The sequence below is a fragment of the Comamonas sp. BIGb0124 genome (assembly GCF_003752175.1).
Taxonomy (GTDB): domain Bacteria; phylum Pseudomonadota; class Gammaproteobacteria; order Burkholderiales; family Burkholderiaceae_C; genus Comamonas_F.
In genome coordinates this window covers 40,731-58,059 of the sequence record NZ_RJVF01000010.1, presented here as the reverse complement: position 1 = coordinate 58,059, position 17,329 = coordinate 40,731, and the positions used below count along the sequence as shown (strand labels likewise).

Sequence of the window (17,329 nt, the reverse complement as noted above, 5' to 3'; positions counted from 1 at the left end):
AAATGCTCCCACGTTCTCACTCCAGTTCATTTGTATCTTTATGCGTCGATCATAGCGTAATCATGTCCTCCGCCCGGGTAGCGAAAGCCGCACTAACGACAGCTCCAGCAGCGTGCAGAAGGATGGTTGGCATTTCAGGATCTCCACCATCTGATGGGCTCGCAGGTGCGGCAGGTAGTCGTTGCGCCACCGATCCCGGCTGGCGATGAAGAGCTGGGCGGAAACATCGACGGTATCGGCGGTCGGCAGTTCGTGTCGGACAAGCACGTCGCAGCGGCTCATCAGGTGCCCGACCGCTTTACGACGCCGAATTAGGTGTAAGCGATGTCAGGTGTGGTGTGAGATAGCCCCCTGATTCCCCGGCCCCGTCCTGTCGCTTATCTTTGTAGATAGGAACAGGACTGTGCATATGACTAGGCATACGGAGTCAATAGAGGTAGTCGTGAAGGACCAGCGCCGCAGGCGCTGGTCCCTCGCAGAGAAGGCGGCGCTGGTGCGCCGAACTTACGAACCAGGCATGAGCGTATCGCTCGTCGCTCGCCAGGAAGGGGTCTCGGCTGGACTGCTGTTTCAGTGGCGCAAGCTCGAACGCCAGGGTGCTTTGACCGCCGTCTCCGCTGGCGAGGCAGTCGTGCCCGCATCCGAGCTGGCGGCTGCCCGCGCTGAAATCGCCAAGCTGCAGCGCGTGCTCGGCAAGAAAACCTTGGAGAACGAAATCCTCAAGGAAGCCGTGGAGTACGCCGCAGAAAAAAAGTGGATTGCGCGCTCGCCCTTGTTGCCCGGGGGCGACCAGTGAAAACAGTCTGCCGGACGATGGGGCTGGCGCGCTCGCATGTGCGCGACCTGCTTGGGCGCGGTGAAGGCTGGGCCGATGGCCGCAGCCATCGCACCCCCAGCGACGATGCCGGGCTGCTCGCCGAACTGCGCCAGGAAATTGCCGACTTGCCCAGCTATGGCTACCGACGTGCCTGTGCCTTGGTGAACCGCCAACGCACAGCTCGGGGGGCCCCGAGGGTCAACGCCAAACGCGTCTATCGCGTCATGGCTCAAGCCGCTCTGCTGCTACCCAAGGCTCCTAGCCGGCGGCAGTCCGCACGCACGCATGAGGGCCGTGTTGCGGTCTCACGCAGCGACCTTCGATGGTGCTCCGATGGACTGGAAATCAAGTGCGATTCGGGTCAGACCGTGACGGCCACCTTCGCCAAGGACTGCTGCGACCGTGAGGTGATGGCTTGGCGCGCGTGGGAGGGCAAAGGGCTGCCAGGTGAGCCGGTGCGCGAGATGCTCATTGAAGCTGTGGAGCGCCGCTTCGGCTCGGTCGAAGCGGTCCCGCAGGGCCAGGAGTTGGAGTTCCTCAGTGACAACGGCGGTGCCTACATCGCCGCTGAAACGAGGGCACTGGCACGTGCGCTGGGCCTGAAGCCCATCAACACGCCCGTGTGCAGCCCGCAGAGCAACGGCATGGCCGAGAGCTTCGTCAACACCTTCAAGCGCGACTATGTGGCGCGCATGGACCTGCGTGACGCGCAGACGGTACTGGCGCAACTGCCAGCGGCCTTCGAGCACTTCAACGAGGTGCATCCGCATTCTTCGCTGAAAATGCGTTCGCCTCGGGAGTTCAGGCGGCAACAGGCTGCAGGCGCTGACCAGGCGCTTTATTGCGAATAGGGTGGGGCCGGGAATACAGGGGCAACATCAGGTGCAACTCTTGCCGGGCTACACACAATATGCGTATGGCTCCGATCAGCCTTAAGCTGGCGCACGCCGCGACGACCTCAAGGGCAGTTTCCGGCCAAAAGCGGTCATCAATGTTTCCCTCACAGCGGGCACTAGGTTAGTGTGCCCCTGAACAAGGTCGGTGACCGCGGCTGTGCGGTGTCGAATCCCCTGGCCACACAAACTATCGTTCGTAGAGGAGGCGGTTCCCCGAAGCATGTTCACATGTCATCCCCCGCGATCCATACCCACAGCCCTGAGGGTCGCGCGATCCTAATGATCGTCGACGAGCAGTCGACAGGCCATCTAGCATCTGCGTTCAACCCCTATCCGACCAACGCGACGATGCTACCTTTGGTCAGTTGCCCCCCAGCGCCAGACCAGATAGTGCGTAAGGTCTTACACGCGGGCGGTATGGAAGAGTCCACCGCGAAAAGTGGGCCGACCTTGCCGCCGGATCAACCTCCGTGTTCTCGGCGGATGGCAAGACATTCCGCTTCACCGCCCCCTGCTCAGTTTGCATGGCCTACCGCCTGATCTCCGCACCCATCTTGCGGCGCATGAAACGGCCTGTTCGGGCTGGGGCGGGCCGCTCCTACACGACCTCGATGTGGTCGACCTGACCAACGCCAGTGTGGAGAAGTATGTATCGCTGCCGCAAGCGGCCATACAGCCGCTCGTCCCGCTGCTGGCCACTGCCCCCATGACTTTCGGTGCCTAGTGGTTGCCGCCCCGGTCTCATAGGTTCGCAGCGGATCGCACGGCAGTTGATGAACCGAGGACTTGCGCCCCCCTCAGCGGACATTCACTTTAGTTTCTCGAGGGCATCAACGAACGCCGTAGCCGCTTCGGCGTGGCGGCTGGAACGCTCCATGATCGATGCGAACCTGTTAATAACGCTTGATCGCTGCTCGCCTGCAGCCTCGAGTTTTTGCAGACCAGCAAGCAATTTTTGCAAATTATCACTATCCTTTTTCATATGCCCGGTTTCAAACCGCGACAGTTGGCTGACATCAACTGAAGTAACGTTAGCGATCTCTGTAAGCGTTTTTCCCAGTGATTTTCGACGTTGACGAAGCAGTGCACCGAAGGTCTTCGGATCATCGACGGGCTTGCGTGGCTTTTTCATTTTGCATAAAATTATGCAAATAAATTTGCAAAACATCAAGCATGGCCATTTACGTCGACGACGAGCTAATCTCCTGGCGCGGCAAGTTGTGGTGCCACATGGTGGCTGATACACTCCCCGAGCTGCATACGTTCGCACGGCGGCTTGGACTGCGCGAAGCCTGGTTCCAGGCGAAGTCCGCCTACCCTCACTACGACGTGACCGTGAGCGTGCGCGATCGGGCCCTGGCAATGGGCGCCAGCCTAGGTGACCGACAGACCATCATCTCGCGTGCACGACTACTCAAACACGAGCTTGCGTCCAAGCAAGTTGTTGTGTCACAGGCCTAATCCATATGGAGGGAGCACAACGACATGAAAAACAATATGAGCGCGGCCAACGCAAAGCCACCAATGTCGCTGAAGGACTATCAGATGCGCGCCGATTCGGCGAACCAATTCAAGGGCAAGCCTGATGCACTCGGTCAGTTGCGATTCGGACTCTTCGGCGAGGTAGGTGGTCTCCTCGCCGCCGTCAAGAAGTCCCACCGAGACTTCGGCGCGGCCACGCAGGCCGTCGTCAAAGAAGAGCTGGGCGATTGCTTTTGGTATCTGACCGAGTTGTCATCCGAGTACGGCCACTCGCTCCAAGAGGTCGGGGCCACCGGCCTCAGCGAGTTACAGCGGCGATTCCGTGTCACGAGCCCAGCACCCACGGGACAACTCACCTTCTTACCGTTTGACAGCGTTCACGGCCTGTGCGTGGAGCAACTGGTTGAGCTCGATCGCAGCAAGCAGTTGTCGGATCTTGGAAGCCACGTTGGGCTATTAATGACGGTCTCAAGTAATCCGGATCTTGCCGACCCCGCCCCCATCGGCCTGCTTGCTGGACTTGTGGCGGACATGGTGACAGTGGCCTGGATGTTTAACCTCCAGTTTGCCGATGTCGTCAGTGCCAATTTGGAAAAGTTCGAGTCACGCTGGCCTCGGGCCGGCGCGCAGTACGTGCCGCATTTCGACAGTGCATCGCCGTCGCACGAACGTTTCGAGCGCCAGTTTTCGATGCACTTCGTCGAGCGCTTCTACAACGCGGGCCAGCCAAACGAGCGCGCGTACGTCATTCAGCAGCTACGCCAAGTCAACATCGGCGAGCGCCTCACGGACAATCGCACTATTGCGGACGGCTACCGCTTCCACGATGTCTTCCACCTCGCGTATGTAGCCCACCTGGGCTGGTCGCCCGTCATCCGCGCCCTCCTCAAGCTCAAGCGTAAGAGCAACCCCGAGCTGGACGAAAATGAGGATGGTGCCCGCGCTGCCATCATCGAAGAAGGCATCGCAACTTGGATCTTCAACCATGCCGACCGGCACGACTACTACGAAAACACGGACATGGGCAAGCTTGAATACGGCTTGCTCAAGCAGGTACGGGGCATGGTCGACGGCTACGAGGTTGCGGCATGTCCTCTCTGGCAGTGGGAGCGAGCGATTCTTGAAGGCTTCAAAGTGTTTCGACAACTGCGCGATGCCGGCAGTGGTATCGTCACCGTAGACATGGACGCCCACACCATCTCGTTCGAGGCTGTCGTACAGCCTTCAGACCCTGCACCTGCACCAAAACCACGCAGAGAAATTGGCGCCGCTCTGCTGCCCCAATCCAAGAGGAAGTCATGACTCCGCGCTCATTTGTTACCGCCCTTGCGGATGTCCAATTGCATGGCGTGTTCAATCCATATCGCGACCAGTGCGCGGTGCACGATCTGGCGAACGCGGCTGCAACCAGACGTAAGAACCTACGCGACTACCTCGCTGCCGTTGAAGAGCTTGGCACGGACACGCTCTGGATGGGCCGAGACCTCGGCTATCGCGGCGGTCGTCGAACAGGGTTAGCTCTGACGGACGAGGCACGGTTGCCGATGTTCGCCGCACATTACCCAGGCTCCGCGCCCAGCAAGGCAACAAAGGGCCCATCCGTTGCCGAGCGCACCGCAGCGGAAATCTGGGCGGTGCTTTCGCGACTCGAACTCCCTCCCCTGCTCTGGAATGTTTTCCCCTTTCATCCGCACGAACCGGACGATCCGATGACCAACCGGCGATTCGCTGCTCGCGAGCTTTCCGAAGTCACTGACCTGAACAACATTCTGATCACCTGGCTCGGCATTAAGCGCATAGTGTGCATCGGGCAAGACGCCACTTCTTACGCCGCCACGTTCGGCATTGAGGTCGAATGCGTCCGTCATCCCAGCTACGGCGGCGTCAACGAGTTTCGCCAGGGCATGCAGCGGATCTACGGAAAGCAAATGAAACCAGCCACAGCCTCACTTCAGGAAGCCCTGTTCTAAAGGTACCGGCGAGCACTTTAGACGTTTAAGATGGCGTTCGTTGGCCCTACGCCCCCCCACTCTTTGACGTCTAGTTCGGCGTGCGTCGACAGGCAACTGAGCTTACCGACCTCCAAGCCGCTCTCCTTCGCCACGAACGACAGCAATTGTCCCAAGCCGATGAGATTGCCGAGCGCGCGGGCGCAGTAATGATGCGCTCGGTACACCGCAGTTAGATCGACCGCGTGACCTTTGTTCGTGCCACTCGGCATTCGCTTGAAGCTGAGGTGTGATAGGCACGGGAGGCCCAGCCACTCGCGCATGTCGAGTGCCGGGTCGTAGGTCGGCACGTCGCCGCCAGCGTCAGCCTGCGGCAGCAAATCTTCCTCGGGATCGGCCACGCTCAGCTCATATGTCGAAGCGAACGAAACCTTCACCCCATCCTTGCGTTGCGGCTGACCTTCCGCTTTCAGCTTCTCCACAAGGAAATCGAGCGGGTTGATCGTCGTGCCGACATCCTTGCCGGGCCGCTCGATCATGCGATGGGCGTAGGTTCCCCAAGTGTTCTTCTTCTGGCCACGCTTGAGCATCTCCGTGTACTGCGCGTAGTAGCCGGGTCGACCATACTTCTGATACATCGCGATAGGGAAGATCGTGCCTGCCACCGTCCGCAGCGTAAGGCCCTTTCTTGCCAACGCCACATCTACACGGACCATGATCTCCCTGTCTTCGTCGGTCAGATCTAGCGGTCTTTTGATCTCGAGCAGCAGATTCTGCGCGTTTCGACCACGCTGCGCGTTTAAATGCTGAGCAGCAGCCAGCCAAGTAGGAACGATGCGTTCGTAGGTGTCAAAGAGCTTTGCCATGGTCAGATCAAGAAGCCTTCTATAAGGAGGATTTCGAGCAAGGACAGCGATAGCCAGGCGTGCCCGGCAACGCCCCATGAAGTGCCCCAGGAATTGCGCACTAGGACATGAACTTCGCCGGTGCCGGCGTGCACACCTATACCGACGCCAATGACCGCGTGATACACATCAGGCAGTACGAAGGAATCGAATTTGACAACGCCATTCAGAGGCGACATTAATGCTTGGCAAACTTGGATGACCAGACCGACGGGCTTCTTCGCCTTCAGATGCTGCATTGCTACAGCCACCGTCACATCAGTCCTGCAAGCGCCCGCCGAGGCGTACAGGTCGAACTCGCCCTGCGGCTCAGTGAGCGGCCCTTCGTGGTTGTCCGGCTGATAGGGGTAGTACATCTCCAGCGGCTGGCCCGGCGAGCGGATCGCGCCCAGCACCTCGTCCATCATAAAGCCGCGCCCCGGCTGCCAATTGTCTGCCAGCTTCGCAGCGTGATGACAAAGGAATTCGGCGCTCAGCGCTCCGACGCCATGGGCTGCGGTGTTCAAGTCCGAGCCCGCGAGAACCAAGCACGTCGGCCGCTGCCCTTGATCACGTGCCTCGCCTAGGGTCGATGAGAAATCGATTTGAGTCGAGATCATCGTGCCTGCCGCGTCCTCGTCAGTCGTCGATCACGCTCGGCTTGGGGCAGGCCGTTGCCGAGGCGTTCGAATTCCGCGAATAAGCTGAACTGACCGATGGCGTCGCGTTCGGAATCCCACGGCGTCCTTTCGGTCAGCGAGATCGCTCTTTGCTTCGAGTCTAACGATTGAACGGTTCCATCAGGATCCGACTCTCCAGCAGTGGGCGACACGGGTGGAGTCGTCAATTCGTAGCGCAAGGTCGAGCCGGCTCCTCCGACGACGATGTCTGCTGCACGAGGCTGCGGGGCAATGCAGGCGTCCCGCACGAACGGCTTGAGCATGAATCCTTCGCTTCGCGCCTCGTCGATCGTCCAAAGGTGCCCCGAACCTGCGTGATTGGGCAGGTCGAAAACCATCTGGTCGCCGAGTCCCGGCTCAAGAATCCTGCCGCGATCGGCATCCGTGAGCAGCCAGACGTCGCTTCTAGAATTGTTAGGCGCTGTACCGAGGACGTCATGTTTTAGCCCGATCGGCTGGGTATCGACAATCTCGAGGGACTCCGAAACACTGAGGTGGCCAAGCCGATTGAGCGACCAGACCATCGCCTTGTAGCTCATCCCAAGCCGCAGTGACATCTGGTAGACGATAGCGGGGATGCGCAAGTGACTGCGCGCCCAACGATGACGGCGCATAGTCTGCACCACAAGCCACGAAGGTGCCAGCAAAGCATAGGCAAACTGGTTCGCAGCACGCTCGACAAGATTCGCTTCTTTCGGGATGTCGACGGTGATGTCGGAGGTACTTGCGTGTCCAAGGGAAAAGTGACCCAGCTCGTGGGCGCAGGTCATGTGCACCAAGCCGCGCGGGCGATCCCAGTTGACGATGATCCCCGGGATTCCATCCTCTTCAAGGAAGCCACCCAGCAGCCGTTCGAACTTCCGGTACATGACGACAACGTCCGCGGCCCCGGCGATTTGCTCCGCATCAATGCGGGTGTAGCCCGCCTCCATGCGCTTCTTGGCCTCAAACTCCTCAAGCACTTCAGACGCTCGGCGCGCCGCGTCCAGCAGAACATAGTCATCTCTCATGAGGTACGCCTCTTGGCCTTCGGCGAGTTCTTCAGGAACGCAGCGAAGCGTGCAAGCTCATCGATGTCAGATTCAGAGAGTCCCTTGGTTGCCCTGGCCAGAAATGCCAACCTTGTTTCGTCCGCGGGCGCACCGCCTGTGAGCAGGTAGTCGACAGTCCGCCCGTACAGCTCGCTGAGCTTGCTCAGCTCGGTTGCCTCGACCTTCCGAGCGCCTGACTCAATGTGCCCCACCGCCGGTCGAGACACTGCAAGTGCAAAGGCAACTTCCTCTTGAGAAAGACCGATGTACTCGCGGGCGTCCCGTAACCGCTTAGCGAGCGCCATCCGATCCCGATCATCGAGGCCAGCGGATTCGCTACTCATGACTTTGACTTCTTCGCGACGTAAGCCATGGTGGCCTCCCCAAGTTTTTTTACGAATTCCGCCCGGCTCTCGTAGCCACCGGCCCGGATTAGTGAGTTGGGGAGCTTCATGCCGGTGATTTTATCCAGAGTCACCAAGACAGCCACCGCCGTCATGGATTCAACCGGTCCAATCAGTTCGTCGACAGTGGTGGCTTCACCGCCCTCAGTCGGAAGGGCGTTTTCGTCCCAGAACTCTTTCAGAGCGGCCTTGATCCTGCTTGCCATGTCACTCATCGTAGCCTCCAATAAATTATCATTGACCGTACGAAAATCGTACATCAATATCAGCGACAACGCAAGCGATCGATGTCGGCGAGCTGAGTTCCGAATAGTCCCTAGGATCGCTGCATCACGTGTCCGAGATTTCCGCCGCATCCCTATAGACACCAGGCACGAAAGGTTCCGGACACAATGATTCCCAATAGCTGCCACTGAGTTGTGGGAAACAAAATTCTCACAGTAAAAACTATCCCACCCGCTATTAGCGGAGGGATATGCGCTCCTGTTTGTAGTTAGCAATGAATTCACTAGGCACCCGCTTACGCTTGCTCATCACTATTAGTGATTACAGCCGAAGGTGAAAAGTGCAGGTTGATCAGAAGATGGTAGAAAACGATGTCTTTACGCCCCCTGCGGCGGGTCTCGCTTCCCAACCAGATATGGTCCACATCATGAATTACTTCCAACACACCAAGAGTGCCCTCAACAGCCGTGTACCCTTTGTAAGCCTGATCCGAAACGTACGACTTGTAGCCCTCCACAAGGTTGGAGAAATTCTCCACACCGCAATACCCGACCATCACAACAGGACTGAGAGACTCACCGTCATACCCTGCGATCTTGTTTAGGTGCGCTCCGATCGTCGTAGTGTCGACGGAGAAAAGACGAAACGCTTCAAAGATCCCTATTCGTGTGCTATCACTTGAGGTGATGAAACCGTCTATCTCGCCAGGACCTTTGCCTGAAGCCGAATACCCGCCCCTTTTTTGATCACGCAGCGATAGTCTGGCATGCGACATTCGTTGATCGAACAGTGAGACAAACCAATCGTTGACCCAGTCCTCCAACTTCATACCTTTAAAACTAACGTTGCCTTTTTCATCCCTGTACCCGTACTGCAGGTTGCGTTTGCGAAGGACAAGTTCACTCGCTACTGCTAGCATGGCATCTCTAAGATACTCATAGGGCTTTTGGTGTGGCTTGACCACGTCCACGTAGGCTTCAAAGTCTTTCGCAATGATCTCGTTGTAATGCTTTCGAAGTTGCACAACCGTTCGTTGGGACTTCTCGGTCATGAGCAAAATAAAATCCTTTGTCGAAGGTGCATCTTTCTCAATTTCGGCCAGTTCGAATATCAAGTCATCAATCTCAAGTTCATCCAGCGTCGCATGGTTGATTTCCTTGTAGCGTGCCAAGATTTTCTTGACTGTGAAGGAGTCTCGACGGGCTAAAAGCGCCCTGCAATAGGGGGTAAAAATACGTCTATTCCCTTGCTGATCGGGGCTGAGCTGGGTCCAAAAGTGATCAACGTCCGCCGCTCCGCTGAATTGGTACGCCTCTAAAACGGTTGCAACCCAATACTCATTCATACGATCAGGCGGCCCCTTTCCCGCGCCTGTAAGGAAGGTGGTCAAAGCACTTTTGAGCTCAAGCTTGTTCCGGTCGACGGCGAACAGCTTGACGTGCCCATAAAGCAGTACAAAGCCGTGGTGCTCGCGCCCGGTTTCCTTATATAGCTGTTTCATGAAGCGTACGGTCTTGGCTGGATTCGTATCGCAAAATGCTGTCGCGGTGACCTGGCGTCTGAAATAGTCGCACTCATAATAATGTGCACGGTCATCTGAATGAAACTGAGAGTCGTGGGGCGTTGGAAGGTCGTTCGCGAGCTTTTCAAAGCCGACAGGATCTTGCTTATGGACTTCATACAGCTCAAGGAGCTGGAATTTGTATTCATAGCTCTGCCAAACTTTTCGAATGGGGAAAAAGATACTGCGAGTGGCGTTGGTAAGCCGATCCTGAGTGAGCACTTTCTTCGCAGAGGAAATTATCCGCGATGCGATTTCCATTCGGCCAGCATTAATTGCAGAGGTAAACGTCTCCTCCATCGCACGCAGGCCAAGACCATCATCTGGATCAGCACAGCGCTTATCGATCGCTTCGTGTAGCAGTTGCACCCGAGAGATGACTGACGTCCTCTCCAAGAGCGCGAATAGATGATTCAGAGGCATGTAGGGGACGCACCGATGGATGAAGTCCTTATACAGATTATCTTTAAATGAGTTTGAGTAGATGCACACCTGTTGCCAGAGATCGAATTTTTCCGACCGAAGTCCATCAAAGAGTTGCACATACTTTTCGCGAGATCTGAATCCGCATAGTCGAATAATCTCCTGGACTCTCGACGCTATCGCCTGCTGTGCGCTGATTTCGGCTGAAGCCCGTCCGGCGCTTATCAGGACTTGCAGGTAATGGCAAATTGCATACGCGACTGCGAACGATTGTGGATTTTCGTGGGCGAGCTTTTGAGTCCATTCATCACAGGGGCTAGAGAGTTCAAGCATGAAGTTTTGACCTACTCCTGCGAAAAGCTGTTTCCACGAGAGCGTCGCGAAGAACGAGCTCGCCTCAAGGCTTCGCAAGCCCTTCATGTTGGCGAAAAATTCCGCTTCGTATAACGCACGCAGGGAATCACGGACGGCATCGCAGATGGTCTCTGAAGGGTCTACGCCTGTGCTTTCCATTCGATCAATCAGCCAAAATCCCACAAAATATCGGAAGTGCTGACGCGTGTGCTCGTGAGAAGAATTCACCACATCGAAACCAAGTTCTGCGAATGCCTGCGCAAATACAGAGACCTGTTTTTCTGTCAGTGAATCCAATAGTGTGAGCAAAAGGCGATATTCACGCTCTTTGAAAAAATCAGGTGAGTGAAATGCGCATTTCTCGCCGAGCATTTTCAGCGCGACGACGAAACGAGGTAAAAAATCTGACCTATCTTGAATCGCCTGGACATATTCGCGACACAGCAACTGCTGGTATCCGTCTTCAAGGCATTGAATATAGGCAGTCCCAGGGGATCGAGATCGATCGAAGCTTAGCTTTGTCAGGTGGAAGAACGCGACGTCACTCGTCTCGTTTCGCGCCAACAATAGGGTCATGTAGTTGGGAAGGTCGTAATTTGGCAGGATTACATAAAGTAAGTATTTGAGAACCGGCCGACGGGCATTCGCCAGATCAACCAGCTTCTCCACGAAGCCTGAGGAAGCGAGATGCGCAACTTCAATGCGAATACTGGCTTCTACCACAGTCGAAACTAACCAGCTGTAGAAAATCTCTGGCCCTCGTATCCGCATTTCGTGCGAGCGGATGACGAATTCTAGAGTGCTTGTTGCTTCGCCCGATGATAAGGGGTAGATCCCTTCAAGCGAGCTTAATGTACGCTTCGGCAGCTCTTTCTCCGAGGTGGTTGACGCTGATCGATTTCCATTCTGGTCAATGACATTATCGCTGTGCGCCTCCTTGGCCGAAATTAGGCCTGAAAAATTATGTTCATTGATTGATTGCCTGACAAAGCAATCTAGGGTGGTAGATAACGCCGAATCTTCTGCTATAAACTTAAGCAGCTGTTCGTTGAATTCTTCACGTCCCTCGTACTGGTTTCGATCAAAAATGACGGGCATTGCCCAGTCACAATTCACGCAAAAGCACATAATCCAGCGGCTGAACGTCTCCTCAGGATCATGATGACGTCGTAAATCTACCCACAACTGGGTGCTTATCTCAGCGCTGAAATTCTGATTGCCTGGCTTCAATCTGAACATGTCACCCTCTAATTCAACCTCGGGTAAGAGTTGCTCTACGGAAAGGCGATCACCAAACTCGGTCCGAAGTAAGTTTTTTAGGACACTTTCGTCACAGGCGTAATGAGGCTGGATGCACCCATTCCTACCCCATCGGATATCCTTCAGATGCTCAACGGCCTGAATCACCGGAATCAGAGTCGGATCGACGACACTCTCATCTCTAACAGAGCTTACGTGGGTAGCGCACCAACCTGCATAGAATGACACCAACCCCAACTCTTCGAATCGGGAAAGAGGAATATTGGTGCCGAGATATGGCTCCCCTCCCGTCCGCGACCATTGGATCCGACCAGCCAGAATCGCGTCCACAGTTTCGCGATTTAGCCTAGGGGTCGCCAAGTCGGCATGAGTGAGGAAAATCGATAAGGCCTTGGCATGGCGTTGATCCTCATACGATGGAGCTTTGACTTCTGAATCCCTTTTAGCATAACCCGCCAGCAATGCCTTCAAGTGCCGCCAGCTTTCCGAATACTCATTCATTATGGTGTCTGCCCTTTGCATAAACGTGCACTTCTATCATCCAATATGTTTATTCGCCTGTCCACCCGAAAAGAGAGCGAGATGTCGCGCATTTTATTCGGCGCGTAGGTTTGGATCTGGGAAGGCAATCAGGCTGCGACCACGAACTGGGCTTCCCCCGGCTTCCCGGACGCTTTGCCTAGCCCTTTAAGCGCTGTCGTGACGTGTCCCCCATATCCGGACGCTTTTTAAACTGGAGTTGGGCGGCTTCTCAGCTGTTGATCTGACCTCTTTTTGACGAACTCACTCGGGGTCCGGTGGCCCAGTGAGCCTTGCGGACGGTGATGGTTGTAGTCATGCTGCCAAGCCCTCAATTTCTCACGCGCATCCTGCATCGTAATGAGCTCGTTCACGTTCAGGAACTCGTCACGCAGCCGACCGTTGAATGACTCGATGAGCCCGTTGTCCGTGGGCTTTCCGGGTCGTGTGTAGTCGAGCTTCACACCGCGGCGCCAGGTCCATTCATCGAGTGCCTTGGATGTGAACTCCGTGCCGTTGTCTACGGTGATCGCCCGGGGCCATCCGCGCTGCAGCGCAGCCTCCTCCAGGGCCTTGCCGACGCACCGGCCGGTGAGCCGGAAGTTGGTCTCTAGAGTCACACTCGCGCGACTCCATTGATCGATCACCGTGAGCACCCGAAATGCCCTTCCGTCGAACATCTGATCGTGCACGAAGTCCATTCTCCAGTTCTGATTCGGTCCTGTGGCAGGCGTTGGCCGACCACGTTGCAGGCTGATGCGCTTGCGGCGCTTGACCTTCATGCGCAACTGCAGTCCTTCCAGCCGGTACAGGCGATAGACGCGCTTCTTGCCGATTTCCCAGCCCTCACGATTGAGTATCACCAGCACGCGCAGATACCCGAATCGTGGACGGTCCATCGCGATCTCTCGGATGCGCAGGAGCAGCGCGCTCTGATCGCGTGCCTCGCTCTTTGCATACCAGACCGATGGCCGCAGCAGCGCCAGCCGGCACGACCGGCGCACATTCACTTTGAAGCGTTCTTGCATCCAGGCCGCCAGCTCACGCCGCTTGACAGCCTTCAAAGCTTTTTTCGGACGACCTCCTGCAGGATCTGTTTGTCCAACGTCAGATCGGCCTCGATGCGTCCGAGCCTGGTGTTCTCGTCCTCGAGCATCTTCAGGCGTTTGAGCTCGCTCACGCCCAAGTCCCCGAACTTCTTCTTCCACGTGTAGTACGTCGCCTCGGACACGCCGATCTAGCGGCACACGTCGACCACCGGTGTGCCTGACTCAGCCAATCGCAGTGCGTACGTGTATTGACCCAGCAGAATCTGCACAGGTCAGGCCGCTAATGCGTATGCCTCAGCGGGAGTCTTCATCGCCAGCGCCTGGTGAGGCCGGCGAGTGTTGTAGAAACCAGTCCAGTCACCAATCACCCGGCTCGCGTGCTGGAGACTTTCGAAATCGGTGCCGATGCGTGCACTGCTCCTTGAGTGCGCGAATCACCCGTTCGACCATTCCGCTTTGCTGAGGGCAATGGGGCGTGATGAATTCCTGCTGCAGGCCATAACTCTTGACCAACGCCGTGTAGTTCCGGCTGCAGAACACCAATCCATTGTCAGACCTCAGAAGGAACGGCTGCGGCACACGCCCGAGCCTGCCGAACCGGGCAATCAAGGCCTGCTCCAATGCGCTCGATGCCGTTGTCGCCTTGCCGCTGCGCGAGAGGTGCCAGCCCAGTAACTCCCGGGTATGGCAGTCGATCACCAGCGCCAACGCGGTACAGCCGGCACGGCCGGCACAGATTCGACAAAGATCGGTCGACCATCGCTCGTTGGGCGCTGTGGCCACAGAGGGCAGAGCCTGGATCCGCGGTCGCATGCCAATAGCCCGTTTGCGAACCTGCCAGCCCTTGATCTGGAAGATCCGTTGCACGGTATTCTTGTTGAAGCCCAGCAGATGTGCCACGGTCCTGTAGCCAAACGATGGCGACTCCTCGATCAGCGCCTTGATGGGCTCGGCAAACCGGGGATCGACTTTGGGAGGCACCTTGACTGTCTTGTAATAGACCGTGCGTCGAGGTACTTCAAACCACCGGCATAGTTGGCTCAGGCTGACCGCAACGCCCTCATCGGCCAAGCCTTGCTGTAAGCGCAGGATCACTTCCCGTCCTCGTCCAGCAAGGCGTGTAGCTTTTTTCTCGCACGCAGCTCCAGAATGGCCTCCCCGTAAGCGTCCTGCAGATCACGCAGCTGGCGTTCGTACTGTTCACGAACGTCCTCGGGTTTGGCCCGCAGGGCGTTCTCCATGCCCCGCTTGGCGTCGTCCACCCAGCTCTCTATCTCCGAGGGCGTCAGATCATGCGCTCGGCTGGCCTCTGCCACCGTCGTCTTGCATTGAATGATGTCCATCACCAAGGCGCTCTTGCGCTTGGCCGTCCACCGTTTGATCTCTTCTTCCATCTTCATGCTCAGGTCTCTTTCTTCAAGTTTAAGACCTGTGCAGCTTTTCAGTGGGTCAATACATACGCGATCTGCTCTTCTGAAAATCTCGACCTCTTCATTGCTTCTCCTTGCGCCCCCTGCGGGCATGCTGGAAAGCAACCGTACCTCTAGTTTTGATAAGTCCGGAATTCGGGGGAGATGTCAGGCTCGCACATACGGCAAGAGACGGCCGCACATGAACATGTGATCGCCAATCGCTTGCTGAGCAGTCTCATAAAAAGAAAGAGCCACGGATGCAAACGTACTGTATCGAATTCAACCGCAAGAATCGGGGTGCACCAATGATGAGTAAGTGAAACACTGCTGCGATCGAAGATTGAGAGCACTCATGCAGCCAAACCTTCCTCGCGCATTTCCTTCTTTGGCCTTTACCAATTTGGCCGCCCAATCGGCCGAACAAGTGAGCTTGGCGGCAGCGCCGCTTGTGGCTGTTCTGGCCTTTGATGCTGGGCCCGGAGAAATCGGCCTGCTGGCCGCTGTACAAACCCTGCTATTCCTCTTATTAGCGCTGCCGTTGGGAGTGCTGGCAGACCGGATGCCGCGCCGGCGATTGATGCTTGGCGGCGAAGCGCTGCGCTTGTTGTCGTTGCTGCTCATGCTTGCCGGTCTACTATCCTCGCAACTTTCTATAGCTTGGTTGGCGATACTGGGCTTTTTCGGCGCAGTTGGCACCGTTGTGTCCAGCGTGGCGGCGCCCGGCCTAGTCGCTTCACTGGTTCCGCGAAATTACCTTGCATATGCCAATGCGCGCTTAGAGCTAGCCCGAAGCGTCGCTTTCGCCACTGGGCCAGCACTGGCAGGTTCTCTCGTCTCTTGGGCGGGTGCTTCGGCAGCATTCGTCCTGGCGGCCATACTTTCGTCGGTCTCCATCAGCCTCCTCCTACGTGTGGCTGCATCGACCGCTACAGCACGCGCCGCGCACGGGCACCCATTGCGAGAGATCACGGATGGGGCTGTCTTCGTGTGGCGCAACACGCCTTGACGCTATATCACCAGGCCTCGGGTTGTAATAAACCAGTGCCTGGTCCATTCGAGTCCAGCCAAACATCTTGCACAGATCCATCACCGCCTGCTGGGCCGGAACGTCTTTGGACCGCAAACGGCCCGCGATGTGGGTCGCAGCTGTATGCCGACTGTCATGGAACGTGAAACCCGACAGGCCTGCCCGGGCGCGATACTTCCTGAACATGGCATCTAGCGACTGACTGGTCAACCCAAAGACCAGTTCATCGTCCCAGCCGCGCATCCTCTGGAAAATCAGCCGAGCACGGGTCGACAGCGGCACCTCTCTCCTCCGGCCATTCTTCGTAATCTTCAGTACGCAGTGGTCTTCCTTCACGTCCTCCCAGGCCAATGCACACAGCTCGCCCGCCCGCATGCCAGTCAGCAGTGCGGCAACAAAAGCCATAGCCACAGCCTGTCGGATTGACCGCACCTCTGTCGCATAATCCAGCGCACGTAACATCGTGACAATCTGCCGGCGGGAAATCACGACTTCACGGTGATCAGGCTCTTGCGGCCGTCTTACATCCGACATCGGCGTACCGTTGATCCAGCGCCACTCACGACGGGCGGTGTTCAGAATCGACGATATCAGGTTCATATCCCGAAGCACAGACCCTCTTGAGACAACCTTAAGGCGAGAATCACGCCATGCAGCCAAGTGATCGGGAGTCAACGACGAAAGCTTCACATGGCCGGGAAAATTGGTATGTCCCTGGATCGCATTGATCCGGATACCCTCCGCACGCCAACCTCGCTTGGTCGTGGTGACCTCCTCAGCGTAGCGGGTCATGGCCAGGCTGAGGGTCTTGAGCTCCCCCGTCGTGCCGTTGGTAGCAGCCTTGGCTTCCATTCTGGACCGGGCAATCCAGTCGTCGGCCTCGCGCTTGGTCGCAAAGGTGCTGCTGAGCCTCTGCCCGCCCAACTGCATCTGCACCCGCCAGGTGCCTTCGGAGGTCTTTTTAGGTGTCGCCATGCTGTTCCGTGAAGCGCCCGATCCGTGAAGTTCCCCGTGCATTTCCCGGGAAATACGGATAAAGAACTCTGGATCCAGGTCGTTAAGTCCGGATAGATGGTACACGTAACCCCATGAAATCTAACAACATCCATGAGGTGTTGTCAGACTTCGCGAGGCCGTTTCTTATAAATGGTGCCCGAGACCGGAATCGAACCGGTACGCCTTGCGGCGAGGGATTTTCTTACCCACTACGGCTTTCGCCGCCAGCGCCGGCCTGTGTCGAAGAACGACTGGCCGGCCCTGTTCGGGGTCTGGAGTACGCCTTTACCGTGGCCTCGGGCTTGGTTGAAAAGCCCGGGGCTTTAGGTACCCGCCGTCTACTCTCTACACCTTCAACCT

At 56.9% G+C, this 17,329-nt stretch carries 17 protein-coding genes and 1 pseudogene; 5 read left to right on the top strand and 13 right to left on the bottom strand.

Annotation, left to right across the window (positions count from 1 at the left end; genetic code table 11):
* Window positions 1-60: 60 nt before the first annotated feature.
* A complete protein-coding gene (locus tag EC845_RS10925) occupies window positions 61-267 on the bottom strand; it encodes a hypothetical protein (RefSeq protein WP_148077287.1) in 207 nt (68 codons plus the stop codon).
* A gap of 142 nt (window positions 268-409) precedes the next feature.
* On the opposite strand from EC845_RS10925, the gene EC845_RS10920 reads away from it, so the two are divergent.
* Window positions 410-1,668 (top strand): IS3 family transposase gene (locus tag EC845_RS10920; protein ID WP_233598030.1). Its coding sequence is split into 2 segments (ribosomal slippage): window positions 410-740 and window positions 740-1,668, totalling 1,260 coding nucleotides; the frame shifts between segments, so codons are not numbered across the junction.
* An 853-nt stretch (window positions 1,669-2,521) separates the two neighbouring features.
* Here EC845_RS10920 and EC845_RS10915 read toward each other — a convergent pair.
* Complete coding sequence (locus EC845_RS10915; RefSeq protein ID WP_158615677.1) at window positions 2,522-2,845, bottom strand: helix-turn-helix domain-containing protein; 324 nt, start codon at window positions 2,843-2,845, stop codon at window positions 2,522-2,524.
* Window positions 2,846-2,886: 41 nt separating this feature from the next.
* Between EC845_RS10915 and EC845_RS10910 the strand changes: the two genes are divergently transcribed.
* Genes EC845_RS10910 through EC845_RS10900 form a run of 3 tightly spaced genes read left to right on the top strand, consistent with a single transcriptional unit; the run spans window position 2,887 to window position 5,165 of the window.
* Window positions 2,887-3,174 (top strand): DUF4031 domain-containing protein, encoded by a 288-nt coding sequence (locus EC845_RS10910; protein ID WP_123298144.1) that lies wholly within the window; start codon window positions 2,887-2,889, stop codon window positions 3,172-3,174.
* A gap of 24 nt (window positions 3,175-3,198) precedes the next feature.
* Window positions 3,199-4,497 carry a nucleoside triphosphate pyrophosphohydrolase family protein gene (locus EC845_RS22475; RefSeq protein ID WP_199739780.1) on the top strand — a complete coding sequence of 433 codons (1,299 nt, stop codon included), beginning with the start codon at window positions 3,199-3,201 and terminating at the stop codon, window positions 4,495-4,497.
* Window positions 4,494-5,165, top strand: coding sequence for a uracil-DNA glycosylase (locus tag EC845_RS10900; RefSeq protein ID WP_123298143.1), 672 nt, complete (start codon window positions 4,494-4,496; stop codon window positions 5,163-5,165). Before EC845_RS22475 ends, EC845_RS10900 begins: the two co-directional genes overlap by 4 nt.
* A 17-nt stretch (window positions 5,166-5,182) precedes the next feature.
* On the opposite strand, the gene EC845_RS10895 is transcribed toward EC845_RS10900, so the two are convergent.
* The 10 genes and pseudogenes from EC845_RS10895 to EC845_RS10855 all read right to left on the bottom strand — a co-directional run bounded on the left by EC845_RS10895 (window position 5,183) and on the right by EC845_RS10855 (window position 15,057).
* A complete protein-coding gene (locus EC845_RS10895) occupies window positions 5,183-6,010 on the bottom strand; it encodes a hypothetical protein (RefSeq protein WP_123298142.1) in 828 nt (275 codons plus the stop codon).
* A gap of 2 nt (window positions 6,011-6,012) precedes the next feature.
* Window positions 6,013-6,555 carry a C1 family peptidase gene (locus EC845_RS10890; RefSeq protein WP_158615676.1) on the bottom strand — a complete coding sequence of 181 codons (543 nt, stop codon included), beginning with the start codon at window positions 6,553-6,555 and terminating at the stop codon, window positions 6,013-6,015.
* Window positions 6,556-6,644: 89 nt separating this feature from the next.
* Window positions 6,645-7,718 (bottom strand): ImmA/IrrE family metallo-endopeptidase, encoded by a 1,074-nt coding sequence (locus tag EC845_RS10885; RefSeq protein ID WP_123298140.1) that lies wholly within the window; start codon window positions 7,716-7,718, stop codon window positions 6,645-6,647.
* Window positions 7,715-8,083: a helix-turn-helix domain-containing protein gene (locus EC845_RS10880; RefSeq protein ID WP_123298139.1), complete on the bottom strand. Its 369-nt coding sequence runs from the start codon at window positions 8,081-8,083 to the stop codon at window positions 7,715-7,717. Before EC845_RS10880 ends, EC845_RS10885 begins: the two co-directional genes overlap by 4 nt.
* Window positions 8,080-8,358: a hypothetical protein gene (locus EC845_RS10875; protein ID WP_148077285.1), complete on the bottom strand. Its 279-nt coding sequence runs from the start codon at window positions 8,356-8,358 to the stop codon at window positions 8,080-8,082. Before EC845_RS10875 ends, EC845_RS10880 begins: the two co-directional genes overlap by 4 nt.
* 305 nt (window positions 8,359-8,663) lie before the next feature.
* Entirely contained in the window at window positions 8,664-12,467 is a 3,804-nt protein-coding gene (locus EC845_RS22470) for a hypothetical protein (protein ID WP_199739779.1), read from the bottom strand.
* A gap of 227 nt (window positions 12,468-12,694) precedes the next feature.
* A pseudogene (locus EC845_RS10865) lies at window positions 12,695-13,803 on the bottom strand (IS3 family transposase).
* Between the two features lie 3 nt (window positions 13,804-13,806).
* On the bottom strand, window positions 13,807-13,902 hold the full coding sequence (locus EC845_RS22630) for an integrase core domain-containing protein (RefSeq protein ID WP_233598029.1): 96 nt from the start codon (window positions 13,900-13,902) through the stop codon (window positions 13,807-13,809).
* Window positions 13,892-14,629, bottom strand: a complete 738-nt coding sequence (locus tag EC845_RS10860) for a DDE-type integrase/transposase/recombinase (protein ID WP_233598028.1) — start codon at window positions 14,627-14,629, stop codon at window positions 13,892-13,894. Before EC845_RS10860 ends, EC845_RS22630 begins: the two co-directional genes overlap by 11 nt.
* On the bottom strand, window positions 14,626-15,057 hold the full coding sequence (locus EC845_RS10855; protein ID WP_255416907.1) for a DUF1153 domain-containing protein: 432 nt from the start codon (window positions 15,055-15,057) through the stop codon (window positions 14,626-14,628). Before EC845_RS10855 ends, EC845_RS10860 begins: the two co-directional genes overlap by 4 nt.
* 241 nt (window positions 15,058-15,298) lie before the next feature.
* Here EC845_RS10855 and EC845_RS10850 point away from each other — a divergent pair, with 241 nt between their 5' ends.
* Window positions 15,299-15,952, top strand: coding sequence for an MFS transporter (locus EC845_RS10850; RefSeq protein WP_123298137.1), 654 nt, complete (start codon window positions 15,299-15,301; stop codon window positions 15,950-15,952).
* Here the strand turns inward: EC845_RS10850 and EC845_RS10845 are convergent.
* Window positions 15,851-16,948, bottom strand: coding sequence for a site-specific integrase (locus tag EC845_RS10845; RefSeq protein WP_123298136.1), 1,098 nt, complete (start codon window positions 16,946-16,948; stop codon window positions 15,851-15,853). The genes EC845_RS10850 and EC845_RS10845 overlap by 102 nt on opposite strands.
* Window positions 16,949-17,329 lie beyond the last annotated feature (381 nt).

Coding starts and splice junctions, on each gene's coding strand:
- EC845_RS10885 (WP_123298140.1), bottom strand. CDS start 7,718: ATGAGAGATGACTATGTTCTGCTGGACGCGGCGCGCCGAGCGTCTGAA.
- EC845_RS10910 (WP_123298144.1), top strand. CDS start 2,887: ATGGCCATTTACGTCGACGACGAGCTAATCTCCTGGCGCGGCAAGTTG.
- EC845_RS10850 (WP_123298137.1), top strand. CDS start 15,299: ATGCAGCCAAACCTTCCTCGCGCATTTCCTTCTTTGGCCTTTACCAAT.
- EC845_RS10880 (WP_123298139.1), bottom strand. CDS start 8,083: ATGAGTAGCGAATCCGCTGGCCTCGATGATCGGGATCGGATGGCGCTC.
- EC845_RS10855 (WP_255416907.1), bottom strand. CDS start 15,057: ATGCCCGCAGGGGGCGCAAGGAGAAGCAATGAAGAGGTCGAGATTTTC.
- EC845_RS10895 (WP_123298142.1), bottom strand. CDS start 6,010: ATGGCAAAGCTCTTTGACACCTACGAACGCATCGTTCCTACTTGGCTG.
- EC845_RS10845 (WP_123298136.1), bottom strand. CDS start 16,948: ATGGCGACACCTAAAAAGACCTCCGAAGGCACCTGGCGGGTGCAGATG.
- EC845_RS22475 (WP_199739780.1), top strand. CDS start 3,199: ATGAAAAACAATATGAGCGCGGCCAACGCAAAGCCACCAATGTCGCTG.
- EC845_RS22470 (WP_199739779.1), bottom strand. CDS start 12,467: ATGAATGAGTATTCGGAAAGCTGGCGGCACTTGAAGGCATTGCTGGCG.
- EC845_RS10915 (WP_158615677.1), bottom strand. CDS start 2,845: ATGAAAAAGCCACGCAAGCCCGTCGATGATCCGAAGACCTTCGGTGCA.
- EC845_RS10875 (WP_148077285.1), bottom strand. CDS start 8,358: ATGAGTGACATGGCAAGCAGGATCAAGGCCGCTCTGAAAGAGTTCTGG.
- EC845_RS10900 (WP_123298143.1), top strand. CDS start 4,494: ATGACTCCGCGCTCATTTGTTACCGCCCTTGCGGATGTCCAATTGCAT.